This is a genomic window from Cystobacter fuscus DSM 2262 (assembly GCF_000335475.2).
GTDB lineage: Bacteria > Myxococcota > Myxococcia > Myxococcales > Myxococcaceae > Cystobacter > Cystobacter fuscus.
Window position 1 is genome coordinate 75,838 of sequence record NZ_ANAH02000031.1, and the last position, 17,799, is coordinate 93,636.

Sequence of the window (17,799 nt, forward strand, 5' to 3'; positions counted from 1 at the left end):
CGCATGCGCACCCGGCGCGACGGCCCTGAGTGCTTCCGGGGTGGTCTCGTGCCGCCTGGCCATGGCGGGAGCGAACAACGTCACGGCAGCCGTGGGCGGCGGCTGCTGATCGAGTCCCTGCACGGTGACCTCACCAAAGCTGGCCGCCCCTCCCGCGCTGACTCCGTTACAACGCCTTCACCTGGACCACGAGCGTATCCGAGCTCACGTTGCCGCTCGCATCCCGGGCCTCGAGGCCAATGGAGTGAAGGCCCGCTGGCAGCCGGACGGTGACGACCTGTCCCGAGATGGACGGACAGCTCACGCCGGACTCCGAGGTCGCGCCCGAGGGCAGACGCCAGGTGAACGTGGTGCCCTGACCCGACAGGTTCCGCGAGGCCGAGGCGTCGAGGGTCACCAGCGAACCGCCGCCCGCCGAGGACTCGGTGCGGCACTGGTCCGCGCCCGCGTTGGCCACCACGTTGCCCAGGAAGTCGGCCACCGGGAGCTTGACGCGCACGGGGTTCTCCCAGACGTAGGCGATGGGCGTGGAGGACCGCGTGAAGCCCGCGAGGGACAAGCTCGCGTTGATGCTGTAGGCCCGCCGACCATCCGTGTGCGAGTACTCGTAGAGGCCCACGGTCTTCGCCGGCAGGGGGCTGGTGCCAGGCGGCAGCGCATGGAAGAGGACGTCGGGCATGGAGCCGCCCACGACCAGCCGGCGCCCGGTGCCGCAGGACGGAACATTCCATCCCACGGGCACGGTCCCCGGTGCCTGACGGTCGGGCGCGAGGAAGGGCGCCGCCAGGGGCGCGGACCCAGGCGCCACGCCCTTCTTGGTCACGAAAGTGCCCGGCAGGCTCGTGCCCAGATCATAGACAGGCACGGGCAGCACCAGCCGCGAGTCCTCGACGTTGAGGCGGTACATGATCTGGTTGTAGTTGTACCGGGGAGTGATCACCGCCGGGTTCGTATAGGTGTCGGTATGGGTCGCCTCGAGGAACATCGTGCGGCCCCCGTCCGGCGAGAGGTAGGGATGCACGTAGGGGTTGTAGAACGTGTAGTTGTCGTGGGTGATGATCTTCCGGGCGTTGACCCAGGGGCCCATGGGGGTGTCGCCCTCGGCGTACCAGATCTCTCCCAGCAAGGACGTGCTGCCATACTGCTGCTGCGAGATGGAGACGAACCGGCCCCGGTACTCGTTCCAGGTGATGGTGCTGCCCACCAGGAGGAGGCTCCCGCCCGTGGCCGCGTCCCGCGTCTGTCCCGCGAGCGACTGGCCCATGTCGAGGCCCGCGTTCTTGACGTCCTCGGCGGTCGTCCTCTTCACGCCCTTCTTCCAACCATAGACGAGCGTGCCATCGGAGGCCTTCTCCAGCGCGCCCGAGCCGTCCGTCTTGTACGCGCTGAAGGACTCGTACGTGGACTTGTCCAGCAGGGCCTCGGCTGTCGCGGGGATGCGCAGGTACGCCCCGAAGTGGGCGTACTCGCGCTCCGGCGCCCGGAAGCGGATGGCCTGCCCTCCGCTCGGGAACTCGAAGTTGGCGCCGTAATAGTCGGTGATGACCCGCTCGAAGGTTTGCGTGGTGTCATTGAAGCGCAGCAGGCCCTGGGTGCCCGGGCCGGGATTCGCCACCCCGGCCTTCATGTAACCAGCGAACAAGCGCTCCTGGCCGCTCGCATCGGGAACCGACACCAGCGCCCCCAGCCAGGTGGGATTGCTCGTGGGCGCGAACTCCTCGACGATGCCCCGGGAGAAACCATCCGAGCCCGTGTAGTACGTCTGGTTGACGCCCAACTGGGGGTTCAACCCGCCGGAGGCAGGCAGGTCCGAGAGCGCCGCCGAGGTGCGGAAGTTGCCGAGGGGATAGGCGGGACGATCCGTGTCTCCCCAGGTCCAGAAGATCTTCCCCTTGTACACGGTGGAGATGACCGAGTCCTGGCCGTAGACCTTGCCATTGAGCAGGGGCTGGGCGAGGGGCGTTTTGTAACCCAGCAGGATGCTGTCGCGGTAGATGCCGCCCCCGGTCGTCCGGTAGAGCCGCTCGGCGATGTTCTGCCGTTCCAGGGCGAGCTCCACCTTCGTCCCCCACGCCACGTTGACCGTGCCCGTGAGTGTCTTGTAGCCGTGGCTCGCCAACGTATAGGCCACCGAGCCCATGTGGTCCGGATCGCAGTAGGCGATGAGGCCCTGGCTGTCGGTGAAGTACTGGCCCCAGGCGGTGGTGAAGGACACCAGGGGGATGCCCCGATTGTTTTCCTTGTCATACAGCCGAAGGGTCAGACAGCGATCGGGCCCCGGCACGGTGTTGGTCACCAGGCGGCTCTGCAGGTCTCCCACGTTCATGGCCGGGGCGGTGCCCACCTTGTTCATGGTCACCTCGGCCGAACCACCCTCGACCGGGCGAAAGGCCTTGCCCCGATAGCCAAAGAAGTCCGCGGGGACCTCGTAGCCCTCGCGGGTGATGTGGAACCAGACATCCTGGTCCATGGAGCCGGGCTCGTAGAACGCCACGACGCCATGGTTGTCCGAGACGTGGATGACCTTGTTCACCGTCTTGAGCTGGGCGCCCGCGATGGGGGAGCGGGTCGCGGCGTCGAGCACGGTGATCTTGAAGTAGCGGTGGGTCTGTCCCGTCAGCACGGGATCCTTCGCGGGCATGCCCTTGCCAGGGTCCGCGGGAGGAGTGGTCGTGGGAAGGGCCTGACATGCGCCCGTGCCGCCATCGACCCAGCCCTGGCCGGCCTGCAAGTCACACGTCCACAGGTGCACCACGGTGCCCGCGGTGCCCTTGCTGCCATCGACATGGAGGCATTTGTCGTGGCCGCGCCAGACCCACCGGTTGCCCCGCCGTTCCCATTGCTGGTTGGCATTGCCCGACTGACAGTCCCAGAGCTGCACCCTGGTACCGTTGGCGTCCACGCCCGCATTCACGTCCAGACAGCGGTTGCCCACCCGAAGAGTGCCCCCCGTATAGGTCCAGGTCTGGCTCGCCGCCCCGGTGCAGTGGGCGATCATCGCCTGCAGCCCGTTGGAGGACGAGGCGGGCCCCGCCTCCAGGCACAGCGCCGTGTTGACCAGGGGATGAATGACCGTGGAGGCCAGCGCGCTCAGGCGCGTTCCCGTCTCCAGGGACGCCCCCTCCGGGGCGGGGGCACAATGCAGGAGCACGAGAGACAACACGCTCACGCAGCCACGCCAGGGGCTCGGCAACAAACGTTCGGACATGGTAAACCTCGAATAAATCAAAAAACGAGTTTTACCAGAAAAATTCCTTAAGTGCGCCTACCGCTGAGCTATCCCCCATTTTAGCAAGGGGGCAGGCGATCTGAACGAAGCCACGGCGGCCTGGGTGGTGGGGCTCCATGCCAGGCGATTTCGGACGGAGGAGACGTTCCGGGACACGAAGGCTCTGCGCTTGGGACTGGGCCTGTCCTGGGTGAAAGCGCGTTCAACGGAAAGACGCGACCGCCAAGTAGAAAGGCCGGTGCCGAAGCTCATGGCTCTCGGCACCGGCCTACTCTTCTCTTGGTACGAAACTACGTGGCGCCACCACTCCGGACCTGCCACGACCCACGTTGAAGCTCCAGCGACTTACACTGTTGATTAGCGACGTCCCAGGTGAATGTCAGCTTGTCATTGTCCTTGAGTGCGTAAACGAGATCGACAAAGACTTGGGGTGGGTTGTTCAGGACACAGACCCCGTCGGTGCCGCTGGCATCCCTGGCATGGCAATACAATCTCTGGGTTGCTCCCAAGGCCGCAATCTCCACCTTGATCTGGCACTGAATGACGGATTTTGTATCAGACGAGTTCTGCACGCCAATGAACGAACCCGCCGCAACAGCCGTGCCCGACGGGGGAATGGAGAGGTAGATCTCAAAATTCGTCTTGTCGCCCGCGACGGCGGCTGTAGACAGAAGGGCAATACAAACAAAGGCCAGTTTCGTGACTTTCATGGTTCCTCGATGTGAGCCGATTGTTACAGCGAGTAAAACCTACTTTACTCCCAGAGAAGTGTCAAACGAGGTCGGCCCAGGCATCCAGCACGGACGCACCGCCCACTCCGGCCACGGCACCCGGCCGAGGCTAGCCGAGGGGGAGTACACGTCGGAAGCCCTCGTTCTTTCTCCGGAGCTGGCCCGGTGGGGCTGCCGCCAAGGCCCGTGAAGTCCACACCGCAAGAGCTTCGACAGCTGTCAGCCACGGAAAACACCGAGCTCGTGGACGCATGGCGCCGGTGCATGCGTGGCCTGGCCGATGGCCTTCCCCAGGAGGTGCTCCGCTACCGCTTGCTGGAGCTGATCGTCTTGATCCATTCGGCGCGAGCGGGAGCGTGCGCCTGCGCGTCAAGCGCCTGTCTCCTGGCAAGACCTGGCGCAATGCGGTCTTCAGCGCATTGATTGCGGTGCGCGGGCGACCTCGCCCTGACGGCTGACGTTACGGTGTCGCCGGTTCTTCCATGAGGAAGACCGAAGGAGACATTCGTGCGGTCTGTCTTGAGATCGATGTTCGCTGTTTCATTCATGCTGGTCGTCGCGTGCACGGGCGCGTGCACCGAGGTCAAACCAGGAGGCATCCCCTTGAAGACGAACCCCTATGAGGACCTCCTTTCCGTTGCGAGCTTCACCCTGACGAGCACGGACGTGCGCGACGGTGAACCGATGCCCGTGGCGCAGCTCAGCGGAGTTTTCGGCGCGGGGGGGGCAAGACGTGTCTCCCCTCAGCTGTCGTGGAGCGGCTTTCCCGCCAACACGCGCGGTTTCGTCATCACCATGTACGATCCCGACGCGCCCATGGCGAGCGGCTTCTGGCATTGGGCCGTGGCCAATATTCCCGCGAGCGTGACGAGCCTTCCCACGGGCGCCGGCTCGGATGACGGTGCGAAGCTGCCCCCGGGGGCGTTCCAGCTTCCGAACGATGCGCGATTGAAGCGCTACATTGGAGCGGCACCACCCCGGGGAGCGGCAAGCATCGCTATTACCTCGTCGTCCACGCGATTGACGTGGAGTCGCTCCAGGTTCCTCCGGACGCGACGCCAGCGTTCCTGGGCTTCAACCTGCTCGGTCACACCCTGGGCAGGGTCATCCTCACCCCGACATTCGAGCGCTGAGCCGAGAGTTCCGGACGCTTCCGTTGCCCTGGCCCACCCGAGGCAACGGGAGGCGGCGCCGCCGAACCAGCGGCTTCAGCTGCCCCACCGGGTCGGCGCCGCACGCGCATCGATGAGGCCTGGGGCCCGCGAGCGAGCACCCCTTCAGTAGACAATGCAGTCGAACTTCTCGATGACGGCCCTGAGTGCATCCGGGGTGGTCTCGTGTCTCCTGGCCATGGCGGGAGCGAACAGCGTCACGGCAGCCGTGGGCCTCGGCTGCTGATCGAGTCCCTGCACGGTGACCTCACCAAAGCTGCCGGGCCATGTCGCGCGACGGAGTTCGCTGGCATTTTGAATAGGGTTCAAAATGGTGAAGCATGGCCACTTGGGAAACCGCAAGGTTCGAGGATCACAGCCCATGAAACGGCAACCATCCAGGCGCGCCTCGCTGAAGTCGCAGTCCTCGATGGCTCCGTTCTCCGCCCCTGTCGAGTAGTCGGGCCAGTGGCCAAAGTCACACCCCGACAGGCTCCCCTTGAACCGGCAACCCTTCAGGGAGGCATACACCCACTGCTGATGGTTCTTCAGTTCCTGCTTCACCTCAAAGGAGCAGTCGATAAACCGGGCATCCTTGATGATCAGATTCCTGGCGGACACCTTCAGGATAATGGTGCAGTCTTTCAAGGTCAGGTTGGAGCTAAGGAAATAAAGCGCTCCCTTATCCGCCAGCTCCAATCTTTCATTTTTGATTTCCTTGTCCCTGAAGATGACATTCTTCAATCCTGTCATGACTGGACCTCTCAGAAGGTAAGCATCCTGAAGAGTTCACCCGCCATGCGCCTGCCATGCAACGTGAGATTCGACTCCGTTCCGGAGAGAATCTCGTACTTGTAGCCTGTTGCAGGATCAATCACGTCGACCCCCTTGGGTTTCCACTCGAGGAGTCCCTCGAACTGGTCCTGGACCCTGCGATGAACGAAACGACCCCGAGCTTCGCGCTCCAGCAAGCGAGCCAGCCAGTATTTGCCTTGCTTCGTCGCCTTGGCGATAGCATCCCGCTCAGCGAAGCTCAGTTTATCAGGACCCCACTCCTTCGCCGCCTGCGTCACCGCGTCCTGGAGCTGGTCTCCCACGGGATCCTTCGCGGGGATGTCTCCGAGCCACCTACCCCGTGCAGGGTGAGCACACGGTCGCGGTACACCTCCGCCAGCCACTCCTCCTCCAGCCCCAGTTCCAACAGCCTCCGTGCCTCTTCCCGAGGCCCTGCCCCCAGTTGCACGGAGCGCGCGAGCCGCGAGACGGCCCGTTGGAAATCCTCGCGCGTGATCGGCACCGGGCACGTCGCCACGCTCCCCGGCTCGATGACGTCCACGTCGTACACCGCTTCCCGCTCGACACTGGATGCGGAGGAGCGCGCCGCGGGGGCCGCCAACAACCCGCGCCCCGTCGCGCCCGTCGCACACGCGGCCTGCAGCACGAGCACCACGAGGAGCGCCACCCCCTCCCGTCGTCCCTCTCTCCAGCCTCCCGTGCGAGAACCAGCGGGCTCACAGTTCATGAATGGCGACAACCTCTCCTCCGGCATCATGGGATTGGCCTGCGCATACGCCCTCCCTTGCCGGAAGAGGGAATGAAGGGTGGCTTCCTGGGCTCAGTTGTCGAAGTAGGGCGAAAGCGGACCCGCCCAGAGACTGGGGACGTCTCGCGCGTTGGTGCCAGATGCAGGGGTCGGTTGATATGCGCGAAACTCGCCGTTCGCGGTGCCGACCTGCGGGAACAACAGGCGTTGTGAGTAATCCATCTTCATGATTTCGACGGAGCCGGTGGAACTCACCGTATAGCTCTGCCCCACGGCCACCGAGACGGCGGTGGGCACCGTGCACTTGCGGAAACCATAGCCTTGCGAGGGCGTGCAGCTCGACTGCGCGCCCGTCGACGTGTTCCTGATCGTCAGGGTGCCCACGTTCGTACCCGATGCGATGAATCCGCCGAGTTCGGTGAAGGTACGGGCATAACGCGCGTTCGCGTACGCGACGGTACAGCCGACGCAATCCGTCAAGTAGGCATAGTACGGTTGTCCTCCCAGGTTCGTTCCATTCGACAACCGGAAACCGTATTGCGGCAATCGCGTTGCCGGATGAGCGGTGTCGTGGTCGTTCATGTAGGAGCGGTACTGGCCATTGGCGGAGCCATAACGCCATGTGCTGCCATTGTCCTCGGACCACGCCACATGTTCGCGTGGGTCGAGTGACAGGAGGGCCCCAGTCGCCGTCGCGCTCAACTCATTGCGAGCATGGGGGCCCGCCAGGGCGGTGTCGGCGAGCGGCGCGTTGAACGAGAAGAAGTTGGTCGCCGGACTGGCGTGTGCATTGCTCACGATCAATGCGTACATCGTCCCGCCTTGGAGCGTCGCGGGTGTGTTCACCCAGGCGAGAACCGGGATCGCGTCATTGGCCTCCGCCTTGGCCTCATTGTGACGGGTGCAGCCGTTGACGGTTTCCGTGGCGATCACGTTCGCCGGAAGCCCCGTCGTGGGGTTGATCTGCACGAGACTCCCGCGAAGAAGTCCGCCGTCTCCAGCGCCATAACCCGCGTTGTTGGCGTCCCAGCAACTCGCGCCGCGCAATTTGAAGCCGAAGTAGAACCGATCGATGGTGAGGGTGCTGGTTGGCACGAAGCGCAGCAGCGTCCGATAGTTCGCGGCTTTCAACGGCGAGTCGTTGACGTTCTCGATTCCGATGGGAATCGAGGCGGCCCGTCCACCCGCTGCCAAGGCCACTGTCGCGACCGCCGTTGGCGCCGGGTTTCCATACCGAGGGTTGCCATCGTCGTTGCCGCCACCACATGCGGTGAACAGGGCCACCGAGGTGGCAAGTGCGGCGCTCAGCGTCGAGGATCGAAATGGAGTCATGATTGGCATGGCGGGCAGGTGCCGAAGCGGGTGTCCGGGAAATCGGAAACACTGTATCAGCGCTCGCTCCGTCCCCCCGCCTTGACAGGGCACCGCCCCCCTTGTTCTCACGAGAAGTCATGCTCTGCTTCGTCCTCGCGGCCTCGCTCGCCGCCGCCCCCGCCCCCCGCGCCGCCTCCGCCCCGGAGACCCTCATCCACATTCCCCGGATGGACGCGCTCCAGGGACTCACCGCCTTCCTCGAACGGGCGGGCCAGCCCGCCGCGATGCTGCGGCCCGACGTCTGGTTCGCCGAGCTCCACCCCTTCCTCTCGCTCGATCCCCGCCAGCCCGATACCCTCACCCGCGCGGGCATCGACCCCGCCAGCCCCCTCACCCTGTCCCTGCTGCCCTCGGGCCGCATCTCCTGCACGCGCCTGGCCGACCCCAAGCTCTTCCAGGAGCGGGCCGCCGCGATGCTCCAGACCGCCAACCCCAAGCTGACGGAGGTGAAGGCCACCACCAGCGCGGGCCTCACCTCCGTGCTCGTTCCCCGCGACTCCGGAGGCGACATCGGCTACGCCCTCAAGGGGAAGGAGGCATGTGCCTTCGCGAGCGTGAGCGGGGGCTTCGTCGACGACGGCCAGGGCAAGGTGCTGTTCAAGGAGGCCTCGCGGCTGGTGGGCCAGACGCCCAAGGCCGACGCCCGGATGGGCAAGCTCCCCGGCTCCCTCTACGTGTCCATTCCCAAACGCGGCCTCACCGTGGGCCTGGACGGTTCCGCCACGGCGCTCCAGGTGGAGGGCACGGGCATGAACCTGCCACTGCCCGCCTTCCAGTCCTCGGGCACGAGCCCCTACGGCACCGTGATGCCCACCGGACTGCTCTTCTCGCGCGCCCGCCTCTCCCCCGCCGGCATGTCCGACGCGATGGACCACGTGCGCGCCCTCCTCCAGCAGGTCTGCCCCGCCTGTCCCCAGGCCGAGCTGTCCTCCATCACGCGCGCGGTGAGCGGGCGGCTCACGGGCAACGTGCTGCTGGCGGTGGACGGGGTGCGGCCACGGCCCAACCTGCGCACCCCCGACGGCCGCTTCTTCGCATCGCGTCAAGCGCTCGTCGCCGAGGTGAAGGACCCCGCGGCGGTGAAGAGCGCGCTCGCCCCGCTCGCGAAGTTCCCCGGCGCCCGGGTGCTCGAGGAGGGGTACGCCCTGGACTTGAAGGGAGGCACCCTCCTCTTGCGGCTCCAGGGCCGGCACCTCGCCCTGGGCAACGACGAGACCGTGGCCTCCAGCCTGCTCTCCGTCGTGCCCACCCAAGGCGCGAAGCTGCCCCACGCCGTGACCTTCACCGTGGACCCGGCCCGGGTGGCCAGCGGCCTCAAGCAGGTGTCCCTGATGGACGTGGTCGCCGACAAGAGCCTCGCCGGCATCTTCACCGTGGGGCTCGAGCTGGGCCCCCTGCTGTCCCGGAGCAAGGACATCGAGGGTTGGCTCGACAGCCTTCCGGGGGGAGGCCATCGCTTCTCCAGCCGCTGGACGCTGCCCGCCACGCCCTGATCGTGCTAGATGCGCGGACCTATGGACGGAACCTCGGAAACGGATCCCCTTCGCGCCCGGCTGCGGCAGTTGGAGAAGCAGGCGGAGCTGGGCGGCGGCGCCGACCGCATCGCCAAGCAGCACGAGGCCGGCAAGCTCACGGCCCGCGAGCGCATCGACCTGCTGCTCGACCCCGGCTCCTTCACGGAGATGGACAAGTTCGTCACCCACCGCAGCAGTGACTTCGGCATGGGCGACAAGAAGATTCCAGGCGATGGCGTCGTCACCGGCTACGGCACCGTCGAGGGCCGGCAGGTGTTCGTCTTCGCCCAGGACTTCACCGTCTTCGGTGGCTCGCTCTCCGGCGCCTATGCCCAGAAGATCTGCAAGATCATGGACATGGCCATGCGCGTGGGCGCGCCCGTCATCGGCCTGAACGACTCGGGCGGCGCGCGCATCCAGGAGGGCGTGGAGAGCCTCGCGGGCTACGCGGACATCTTCCTGCGCAACACGCTCGCCTCGGGCGTGGTGCCGCAGATCTCCCTCATCCTGGGCCCGTGCGCGGGGGGCGCGGTGTACTCGCCCGCCATCACCGACTTCATCCTCATGGTGAAGGACACCTCCTACATGTTCATCACCGGTCCGGACGTCATCAAGACGGTGACGCACCAGGAGGTGACGAAGGAGGAGCTGGGCGGCGCGCTCGCGCACAACCAGAAGTCGGGCGTGGCGCACTTCGCCGCGGAGAACGAGCAGGCCGCCATCTCCATGACGCGCGAGCTGCTCTCCTACCTGCCCTCCAACAACCAGCAGGATCCGCCGGCCCAGCCCACCGAGGACGATCCCTTCCGCGCGGAGGACAGCCTCAAGACGGTGGTGCCGAGCAACCCCAACAAGCCCTACGACGTGAAGGAGATCCTCCGCGCCGTGGTGGACGACCGGCACTTCTTCGAGGTGCAGGAGCACTTCGCCAAGAACATGGTGGTGGGCTTCGCGCGCATGAATGGGCGCTCGGTGGGGCTCGTGGCCAACCAGCCCGCGGTGCTCGCCGGCTGCCTGGACATCGACGCGAGCGTGAAGGCGGCGCGCTTCGTGCGCTTCTGCGACTGCTTCAACATCCCGCTCGTCACCCTGGTGGACGTGCCGGGCTTCCTGCCGGGGACGGATCAGGAGTGGGGCGGCATCATCACCCACGGCGCCAAGCTGCTCTACGCCTTCGCCGAGGCCACCGTGCCCAAGGTGACGCTCATCACCCGCAAGGCGTACGGCGGGGCCTATGACGTCATGGCCTCCAAGCACATCCGCGCGGACATCAACTACGCCTGGCCCACGGCGGAGATCGCCGTCATGGGCCCCGAGGGCGCCGTCAACATCATCTTCCGCGAGGAGCTCAAGCGCGCCCCGGACGCCAACGCCGAGCGCACCCGGCTGGTGAACGACTACCGCGAGAAGTTCGCCAACCCCTTCAAGGCGGCGGAGCTCGGCTACATCGACGAGGTCATCCGCCCCGAGGAGACGCGCGCCAAGGTCATCCGCGCCCTGGAGATGCTCAAGAACAAGCGCCAGGAGAACCCTCCGCGCAAGCACGGCAACATCCCGCTCTGAGCGGGCCCGCCGGGGGGCCTCGTCACACACGGCCCCCCACGACGCACCGCATCCATCCGCGCTTGCGCGCTACCGGATGAGTCGTTAGGGAGGGGCGCATGGCCAACCCACGCCCGTCCCTCGATGATGCCTCCCTGAACACCCTCTTCAACGAAGCGCGCAGCCACAACGCGTGGCTCGACCGCCCGGTGGAGGACTCCGTCCTCAAGCGCCTCTACGAGCTCGCGCGGATGGGTCCCACGGCGGCCAACGCGCAGCCCCTGCGCCTGGTGTTCGTCAAGAGCCAGGCCGCCAAGGAGAAGCTCAAGCCCGCGCTCTCCGCCGGCAACGTGGACAAGACGATGAACGCGCCGGTGACGGCCATCGTCGCGTACGACACCGAGTTCTACGAGCAGATGTCCAAGCTCTTCCCCGCCCGGGACATGAAGCCCATATTCCTGGGAATGCCGCCCGAGGCGCGTGAGAAGTCCGCCTACATGAACAGCAGCCTCCAGGGCGCCTACCTCATCCTCGCGGCCCGGGGCCTGGGCCTGGACTGCGGCCCCATGGCGGGCTTCGACAACGCCAAGGTGGACGCCGCGTTCTTCCCGGACGGCAAGTGGAAGAGCAACTTCCTGCTCAACCTGGGCTACGGCGACCCGGCGAAGCTCTTCCCGCGCAACCCCCGTCTGGACTTCGCCGACGCCTGCCGGATTGAATGAGGGCTCCCCGGCTTGCGAAAGCAGGCAGGCAGTCGAAGACTATCTCCTGAAAATTCAGGGTGAATCCCCCTGGAAATTTTGGGGGGTCCGTTCGCGCTTCAAGGAGCGCACTCAAAAGGAGCCCCCGTTTGTCTCAACCCCGCCTGGTCCTCTTCCTCGCCGACATCGAAGGCAACCTCACCGCCCTGCGTCAGACGCTGTCCCGGGCGTGTGAGACCGCGCATGTCCCCCTGCCCGACGTGCGCTGGGTGGAGGCCGCCACGCCCATGACCGACGCGGGCTGGCGCGTGGCCGAGGTGAAGCTGCAGCCCTCCGGCGGCAAGGCCGTCCCCGAGGACCACCTGGACTCGCTGGTGCGCGCCGTGGCGCGCGACTTCCGCGACCAGGCCGTGGGCCTCTACACCGACAAGGCCGGCAGCTACGGCCGCGCCTCCCTGAGCGAGCCCGGCCGTCCGTCCCGCTCGCTCGAGGGCGAGTACATCGACGTGGTGCGTCAGACGGCGCGCTGGCTCGGCGTGGAGGCACCGGTGCTCGGCCGCCTGCTCGACGGGGGAGCGACCGCGCGCAACCTGCTCGCCGCGGCGGTGGACTTCGGCAACGAGACGCCCCAGCAGGGCGCCGCCGCCCCGGGCAAGCCGAACCGGCGGGGTGAGCAGCCTCCCGCGCCGCCTCCGGAGCCGGACGAGGATGACCGCTTCGTCGAGGCGAAGCTGGTCGAGGCCCGCCGACTGATGGAGCAGTACCTCAGCCACCGCAAGTAGGACGCGCCGAAAGGGCCGGTCGCCGCTCCCGTGTGCTAAAGGGGGCGCCCATGGCCAAGATTCGAAAAATCCTCGTCGCCAACCGCGGCGAGATCGCCGTCCGGGTGATGCGCACCTGCAAGGAGCTCGGCATCGCCACGGTGGCCGTCTACTCCGAGGCGGATCGCTCCGCCCTCCATGTGCGCACCGCCGATCAGGCCTTCCTCGTGGGTCCCCCGCCCTCGCGTGAGAGCTACCTCGTGCAGGAGCGCATCCTCGACGCCGCCCGCCAGGCCGGCGCGGATGCCATCCACCCCGGCTACGGCTTCCTCTCGGAGAACGCGTCCTTCGTGCGCGCGTGCGAGAAGGCCGGCATCACCTTCATCGGGCCTCCCGCCAGCGCCATGGACGCCATGGGCGAGAAGACGCGCGCCCGGCAGAACATGATCAAGGCCGGCGTGCCCGTGGTGCCCGGCAGCACCGAGCCCTTCGCCAGCAGCGAGGAGGCGCGCGCCTACGCCGAGAAGATCGGCTTCCCCGTCATGCTCAAGGCCGCGGGCGGTGGCGGCGGCAAGGGCATGCGCCGCGTGGACCGGCTCGAGGACTTCGACTCCTCGTGGCGCGCCGCCAAGAGCGAGGCGCTCAACGCCTTCGGCAACGACGCCGTCTACATCGAGAAGTACCTGGAGAAGCCCCACCACGTGGAGCTCCAGGTGTTCGCCGATGCGCATGGCAACACCATCCACCTGAATGAGCGCGAGTGCTCGGCGCAGCGCCGCCACCAGAAGGTGGTGGAGGAGACGCCCAGCCCCATCCTCACGCCGGAGATGCGCGCGAAGATGGGCGAGGTGGCGGTGAAGGCCGCCCAGGCGGTGGGCTACGTGGGCGCGGGCACGGTGGAGTTCCTCGTGGACGTGCACCGCAACTTCTACTTCCTGGAGATGAACACCCGGCTCCAGGTGGAGCACCCGGTGACGGAGTGGGTGACGGGGTTGGATCTGGTGGCCTGGCAGATCAAGGTCGCCGAGGGCGAGAAGCTGCCCCTCACCCGGGCGCCCACGCCCAACGGCCACGCCATCGAGGTGCGCATCTACGCGGAGGATCCGGCGCGCAACTTCATGCCGAGCCCCGGCCGCATCACCACGCTGCGCGTGCCCGGCGGGCCCTACCTGCGCGACGACTCGGGCGTGTACCCCGGCTACACCGTGCCCAACTTCTATGACCCGATGATCTCCAAGCTGTCCGTGTGGGCTCCCACGCGCGCGGAGGCCATCGAGCGGGCGAAGCGGGCGCTGGACGAGTACGTGGTCAAGGGCATCACCGCCAACGTGCGCTACCTGCACGCCATCCTCTCGCACCCGGAGTTCACCGGGGGCGACTACGACACGGGCTTCCTGCCGCGCCAGCACGAGGCGCTGCTCGGCAACACGGAGGATCCGAAGCTCACCGAGGCGGCGCTGCTGGCCAGCGTGGTGTACGCCTACCAGCGCGACCAGAAGCGGGCCAAGACCCTGCCCCAGGCGCCCAGCGAGGGCGAGGCGGGCATTTCCGCGTGGCGGCGGGCGCTGCGCCACGGCCGCTAGAACCGTCAACCCGGGACACGACGACGAGCCATGCGTTACTTCGCGAAGCTGCACGGACAGAAGGAAGCGGTGCCGGTGGACATCGAGCCCGCGGGAGACAACCGCTACAAGCTCACGCACGCGGGCAAGAGCGTGGTGGTGGACGCCCTGGCGCTCGAGGGAGGCGCGCTGTCGCTGTTGCTCGAGGGGAACTCGTACAACGTCGAGTTCGACGAGACGGGCGACGAGGTGCGGGTGCTCGTGCGCGGGCAGTGGTCACGCATCGACGTGGCGGACGAGCGGCGGCTGCGGCTGCGCCAGGGCACGGCGGGCTTCAGCGTGGAGGGCAAGCAGCTCATCGCCGCGCCCATGCCCGGCAAGGTGGTCAAGGTGCTGGTGAAGCTCGGGGACGAGGTGAAGGAGGGCCAGGGGCTGGTGGTCGTCGAGGCGATGAAGATGGAGAACGAGCTGAAGAGCCCCAAGGCGGGCAAGGTGGTGGAGCTGCCCGCCAGGGAAGGCACCGCGGTGGAGATCAACGCGCGGCTCGTGGTGGTCGAGTAGCCGCCTCCGGAGGGGTGATGGAAATGCTCTGCACGTTGCGCAGTCTGACGGAGACCCAGCGCCGGGCGCTGCTCGCGGCGCCCGACCAGCTCGAGGCCTTCCTCGATGACGAGGAGGACTTCGGGGACGCGGAGGGCGCGCGCTTCCTGGAGCTGGACATCGGGGAGACGTGGCACGGCCTGCAGTACCTGCTCACGCACACCGCGTGGGAGGGTCAGGCGCCGCTGGACTTCCTCGTGCGCGGCGGCGAGGACGTGGGCGACATCCCCTCGGACGAGGGCACCGCGCGCCTCTTCACCCCCGCCCAGGTGCAGGAGCTGTCCCGGGCCCTCCAGGCGCTCCCCGCGAGCACGCTGCGCCAGCGCTACGAGCCGGCGCGCATGCAGCGCGAGGACATCTACCCGGGCTTCTGGGAGGAGCCTCCGCCGGAGCTGGAGCCCGAGGAGGAGCTGCTGTCCTACTTCGAGGAGCTGAAGAAGTTCGCGGCCAGCGTGGCCCGGCGCGGCCACGCGCTGCTCGTGTTCATCGGCTGAGGTCAGGCCATGAACACGTCGCGGCCCAGCTTGAGCACGAGCGCCACCACCACGGCCAGCACCACCTTGCGCACCAGCCGGTCGCCGCCGCGCACGGCGAGGTGCACGCCCAGCCACGCCCCGATGAACTGGGCGGCCGCCATGGGCAGCGCCACGTACCAGAGCACCAGCCCGCGCCAGGTGAAGAGGCACACCGCCGCGAGGTTCGTCGCGAAGTTCACCACCTTGGCGTCCGCCGAGGCCTGCGTCAGTCCGTGCCCGAGCAGCCCCGAGAAGGCGATGATGAGGAAGGTGCCCGTCCCCGGCCCGAAGAAGCCGTCATAGGTGCCGATGACGAGCGCGATCACCGCGCCCAGCGCCCGCAGGCGCGCGAGCGGAGGCTCGGGCCGCTCTCCGGGCGGAGGCCCCCGGCGGAAGGCCAGGAAGGCGGCCACCGCCACCAGCAGCGTGAGCACCACCGGCTTGAGCACCTCCGGGCGCATGAGCAACACCAGCCCCGCGCCCATGAACGAGCCCACCAGCCCCAGCGGGAAGGTGATGGCGGCCAGCCCCCCCCGCACCAGTCCCGCCCGCCAGAAGCGCACCAGCGACGCGATCGCGCCGAACACGGACTGGCCCTTGTTGGTGCCCAGGGCCACATGGGGAGGCAGGCCGGTGGACAGGATGGCAGGCAGGGTGATCAACCCGCCCCCTCCGGCGATGGCATCCACCACACCCGCGGTAAGGGCCGCGACACACAACAGGGCGATCTGAAGCGGGGAGAGGTCCACGAGCGAGCACCTAGCATGTCCAAAGCTTGCGCGCGCGCCCACTCTGCGCGTCAATCGGGGGCCCAGTCCCCCCCGAGGTCCCTTCGTGCTCGCGTCCCTGGTTTCCATGATGACCGCCGCATGGCTGATGGCCACGCCCACGGAGGCGGCCGGCCCCACCTGCCGCTCCATCGATGGGCACGTGGCGTGCGGCTACCAGTGCAAGTCGGATGGGCAGCGCGTGCGGTGCGCGCAGACGCCCCAGGGCTCCTGCCAGGTCATCGACGGGCAGGCGGTCTGCTTCGACCCGCCCGCCTACATCGTCCGGGTCTACGGCTCCGCGCTGCCCGCGCCCGAGTGCAAGGCGATCGACGGGCAGGTGGGGTGCGGCTACCAGTGCGTCACGCAGTTCGGCAAGGTGCAGTGCGCGCGCACTCCGGCGGGCATCTGCGGCGGCCGCAACGGAGAGATCGTCTGCTTCGATCCGCCCCCCGAGGTGTACGCCCTGTATGGCCGGGAAGCGCCCCGCGCCGAGTGCAAGGGCTACGGCTCGGATCTGGCGTGTGGCTACAAGTGCACCGTGGGCTCCGGCAAGGTGGCCTGCAATACGACGCCCATGGGGGTCTGCAAGAGCGATGGCTTGCAGCTCAAGTGCTTTGATCCGCCCGCCCAGGCGCTCTGTGCGTGGGGCAAGTCGCTGCCCCCACTGCAGTGCCAGTCGAGCGATGGGCACCCCGTGTGCGGCTACGGCTGCGTGAAGGCCTATGCCAAGGCGGCCTGCGCGAGCACGCCCAAGGGGATGTGCAAGGTGTTCGATAGCGATGTGCACTGCTTCGACCCCCCCACCGCCCAGGACGCGGACGCCGAATGTCTGAAGCTCATTGGAATGGCCACGTTGGACACCCCGTGAGACAAGCCCGGCAGCCTGCTTTCCCTGAGCCAATGACGGGGTTAGCGTGGCCCAGGGCACACAAGGAGCCGCACCCGCGATGGCCGAGGGAGACGTCCGGCAGTACTTCGTGAGGAATGATCAGGGCGCCATCTGGGGTCCCCTGGAATTGGCCACCATCGAGTTGCTCATCGACAACGGCGCCATCCAGGGACGGCTCCAGGTGTCCGAGGACGGCATTCACTTCGCCCAGCCCGGACTCTTCCCGCATCTGCGCGAGGCCTTCCCTCGCGAGATGTGGGGCGACGTCATCGCCCCGGGCCCCAGCACGCCCGTGCCGAACAACCGCCCGCCCAACGCCACCGCGCCCATGCCGCCCGCCGCCCCACCGCCCGGAAGCGCGGGCGTGCCCATGGCGGGACCCGGTATTGCCCGCGCCCCCGGGGCGGCTCCCGGAGTCCCCGCCCCGGCTCCCGGCGCCCGGCCCATGGCGCCGCCTCCGGGTGCGCCTCGCCCGGGACCCGGCGCGGCCCCCCCGCCCGCTCGTCCCGCCACGCCCGGAGCCGCCCCCCACGGCGGCCCGGGTGCGCCCCCCGGCGCGGGGCCTCGGCCCACGGCTCCGGGTGTGCCCACCGCCACCGCTCCTGGCGTCGCTGGCCCCCGGCCCACGGCTCCCGGCGTGCCCACCACCACCGCTCCTGGCGTCGCCCCTCACGGTGCCCCGGGTGTGCCTCCCGGTGCGGGGCCTCGGCCCACGGCTCCCGGCGTGCCCACCGCCACCGCTCCTGGCGTCGCCCCCCACGGTGCCCCAGGTGCGCCCCCCGGCGCGGGGCCTCGGCCCACGGCTCCGGGTGTGCCCACCGCCGCCCCCCCTGGCGCCGCCGGTCCTCGGCCCACGTCTCCCGGCGTACCGACCGCCGCCCCCCCAGGAGCCGCCGGTCCTCGCCCCACGGCTCCTG

General features: G+C 67.9%; 15 protein-coding genes and 3 pseudogenes. 11 read left to right on the plus strand and 7 right to left on the minus strand.

The features are described 5' to 3' along the window. Positions 1–166 precede the first annotated feature (166 nt). Together D187_RS50875 and D187_RS35820 are read right to left on the minus strand one after the other, a co-directional pair. Positions 167–3,208 (minus strand): ricin-type beta-trefoil lectin domain protein, encoded by a 3,042-nt coding sequence (locus tag D187_RS50875; RefSeq protein WP_051256691.1) that lies wholly within the window; start codon positions 3,206–3,208, stop codon positions 167–169. A 311-nt stretch (positions 3,209–3,519) separates the two neighbouring features. Further along, positions 3,520–3,939, minus strand: coding sequence for a hypothetical protein (locus tag D187_RS35820; protein WP_043433147.1), 420 nt, complete (start codon positions 3,937–3,939; stop codon positions 3,520–3,522). A gap of 705 nt (positions 3,940–4,644) precedes the next feature. Here D187_RS35820 and D187_RS59360 point away from each other — a divergent pair. Then, positions 4,645–4,887, plus strand: a pseudogene (locus D187_RS59360) (YbhB/YbcL family Raf kinase inhibitor-like protein); the annotation flags it as partial. Positions 4,888–4,907: 20 nt separating this feature from the next. Beyond that, positions 4,908–5,093: a YbhB/YbcL family Raf kinase inhibitor-like protein gene (locus tag D187_RS59365; protein WP_368665064.1), complete on the plus strand. Its 186-nt coding sequence runs from the start codon at positions 4,908–4,910 to the stop codon at positions 5,091–5,093. Between the two features lie 144 nt (positions 5,094–5,237). Here the strand turns inward: D187_RS59365 and D187_RS35825 are convergent, their stop codons facing one another. The 4 genes and pseudogenes from D187_RS35825 to D187_RS35840 form a co-directional block, all read right to left on the minus strand. Further along, positions 5,238–5,864 (minus strand): pentapeptide repeat-containing protein, encoded by a 627-nt coding sequence (locus tag D187_RS35825; protein WP_002630187.1) that lies wholly within the window; start codon positions 5,862–5,864, stop codon positions 5,238–5,240. 11 nt (positions 5,865–5,875) lie between these two features. Then, positions 5,876–6,256, minus strand: a pseudogene (locus tag D187_RS35830) (AHH domain-containing protein); the annotation flags it as partial. Next, the gene (locus D187_RS35835; RefSeq protein ID WP_155893827.1) at positions 6,181–6,633 is read right to left on the minus strand and encodes a hypothetical protein; all 453 of its coding nucleotides are present in this window, start codon (positions 6,631–6,633) and stop codon (positions 6,181–6,183) included. The pseudogene D187_RS35830 and the gene D187_RS35835, both read right to left, overlap by 76 nt. A gap of 93 nt (positions 6,634–6,726) precedes the next feature. After that, the gene (locus D187_RS35840) at positions 6,727–7,995 is read right to left on the minus strand and encodes a hypothetical protein (protein WP_245591909.1); all 1,269 of its coding nucleotides are present in this window, start codon (positions 7,993–7,995) and stop codon (positions 6,727–6,729) included. Positions 7,996–8,105: 110 nt separating this feature from the next. Here D187_RS35840 and D187_RS35845 point away from each other — a divergent pair, with 110 nt between their 5' ends. The 7 genes from D187_RS35845 (at position 8,106) to D187_RS35875 (ending at position 15,202) form a co-directional block, all read left to right on the plus strand. Further along, the gene (locus tag D187_RS35845; protein ID WP_002630191.1) at positions 8,106–9,521 is read left to right on the plus strand and encodes a hypothetical protein; all 1,416 of its coding nucleotides are present in this window, start codon (positions 8,106–8,108) and stop codon (positions 9,519–9,521) included. A gap of 21 nt (positions 9,522–9,542) precedes the next feature. Beyond that, a complete protein-coding gene (locus D187_RS35850; RefSeq protein ID WP_002630192.1) occupies positions 9,543–11,105 on the plus strand; it encodes an acyl-CoA carboxylase subunit beta in 1,563 nt (520 codons plus the stop codon). A gap of 98 nt (positions 11,106–11,203) precedes the next feature. Next, the gene (locus D187_RS35855) at positions 11,204–11,806 is read left to right on the plus strand and encodes a malonic semialdehyde reductase (RefSeq protein WP_002630193.1); all 603 of its coding nucleotides are present in this window, start codon (positions 11,204–11,206) and stop codon (positions 11,804–11,806) included. 128 nt (positions 11,807–11,934) lie between these two features. After that, positions 11,935–12,567, plus strand: coding sequence for a hypothetical protein (locus D187_RS35860; protein ID WP_002630194.1), 633 nt, complete (start codon positions 11,935–11,937; stop codon positions 12,565–12,567). A gap of 50 nt (positions 12,568–12,617) precedes the next feature. Beyond that, positions 12,618–14,129 (plus strand): acetyl-CoA carboxylase biotin carboxylase subunit, encoded by a 1,512-nt coding sequence (accC, locus tag D187_RS35865; RefSeq protein ID WP_002630195.1) that lies wholly within the window; start codon positions 12,618–12,620, stop codon positions 14,127–14,129. Positions 14,130–14,159: 30 nt separating this feature from the next. Continuing rightward, entirely contained in the window at positions 14,160–14,669 is a 510-nt protein-coding gene (locus D187_RS58945) for an acyl-CoA carboxylase biotin carboxyl carrier protein subunit (RefSeq protein WP_002630196.1), read from the plus strand. A 17-nt stretch (positions 14,670–14,686) separates the two neighbouring features. Then, positions 14,687–15,202, plus strand: coding sequence for a YfbM family protein (locus tag D187_RS35875; protein WP_002630197.1), 516 nt, complete (start codon positions 14,687–14,689; stop codon positions 15,200–15,202). Positions 15,203–15,204: 2 nt separating this feature from the next. Here the strand turns inward: D187_RS35875 and D187_RS35880 are convergent, their stop codons facing one another. After that, a complete protein-coding gene (locus D187_RS35880; protein ID WP_002630198.1) occupies positions 15,205–15,972 on the minus strand; it encodes a TSUP family transporter in 768 nt (255 codons plus the stop codon). A gap of 106 nt (positions 15,973–16,078) precedes the next feature. Between D187_RS35880 and D187_RS35885 the strand changes: the two genes are divergently transcribed. Beyond that, the gene (locus D187_RS35885; protein ID WP_245591910.1) at positions 16,079–16,861 is read left to right on the plus strand and encodes a hypothetical protein; all 783 of its coding nucleotides are present in this window, start codon (positions 16,079–16,081) and stop codon (positions 16,859–16,861) included. A gap of 79 nt (positions 16,862–16,940) precedes the next feature. Then, positions 16,941–17,799: pseudogene (locus D187_RS55745) on the plus strand (hypothetical protein); the annotation flags it as partial.

What these genes read in the sequence shown, in the direction of transcription:
- D187_RS35885 (WP_245591910.1), top strand. Translation starts at nt 16,079, where the DNA reads ATGATGACCGCCGCATGGCTGATGGCCACGCCCACGGAGGCGGCCGGC.
- D187_RS35840 (WP_245591909.1), bottom strand. Translation starts at nt 7,995, where the DNA reads ATGCCAATCATGACTCCATTTCGATCCTCGACGCTGAGCGCCGCACTT.
- D187_RS35835 (WP_155893827.1), bottom strand. Translation starts at nt 6,633, where the DNA reads ATGAACTGTGAGCCCGCTGGTTCTCGCACGGGAGGCTGGAGAGAGGGA.
- D187_RS58945 (WP_002630196.1), top strand. Translation starts at nt 14,160, where the DNA reads ATGCGTTACTTCGCGAAGCTGCACGGACAGAAGGAAGCGGTGCCGGTG.
- D187_RS35820 (WP_043433147.1), bottom strand. Translation starts at nt 3,939, where the DNA reads ATGAAAGTCACGAAACTGGCCTTTGTTTGTATTGCCCTTCTGTCTACA.
- accC (WP_002630195.1), top strand. Translation starts at nt 12,618, where the DNA reads ATGGCCAAGATTCGAAAAATCCTCGTCGCCAACCGCGGCGAGATCGCC.
- D187_RS50875 (WP_051256691.1), bottom strand. Translation starts at nt 3,208, where the DNA reads ATGTCCGAACGTTTGTTGCCGAGCCCCTGGCGTGGCTGCGTGAGCGTG.
- D187_RS35845 (WP_002630191.1), top strand. Translation starts at nt 8,106, where the DNA reads ATGCTCTGCTTCGTCCTCGCGGCCTCGCTCGCCGCCGCCCCCGCCCCC.
- D187_RS35875 (WP_002630197.1), top strand. Translation starts at nt 14,687, where the DNA reads ATGGAAATGCTCTGCACGTTGCGCAGTCTGACGGAGACCCAGCGCCGG.
- D187_RS35825 (WP_002630187.1), bottom strand. Translation starts at nt 5,864, where the DNA reads ATGACAGGATTGAAGAATGTCATCTTCAGGGACAAGGAAATCAAAAAT.
- D187_RS35850 (WP_002630192.1), top strand. Translation starts at nt 9,543, where the DNA reads ATGGACGGAACCTCGGAAACGGATCCCCTTCGCGCCCGGCTGCGGCAG.
- D187_RS35855 (WP_002630193.1), top strand. Translation starts at nt 11,204, where the DNA reads ATGGCCAACCCACGCCCGTCCCTCGATGATGCCTCCCTGAACACCCTC.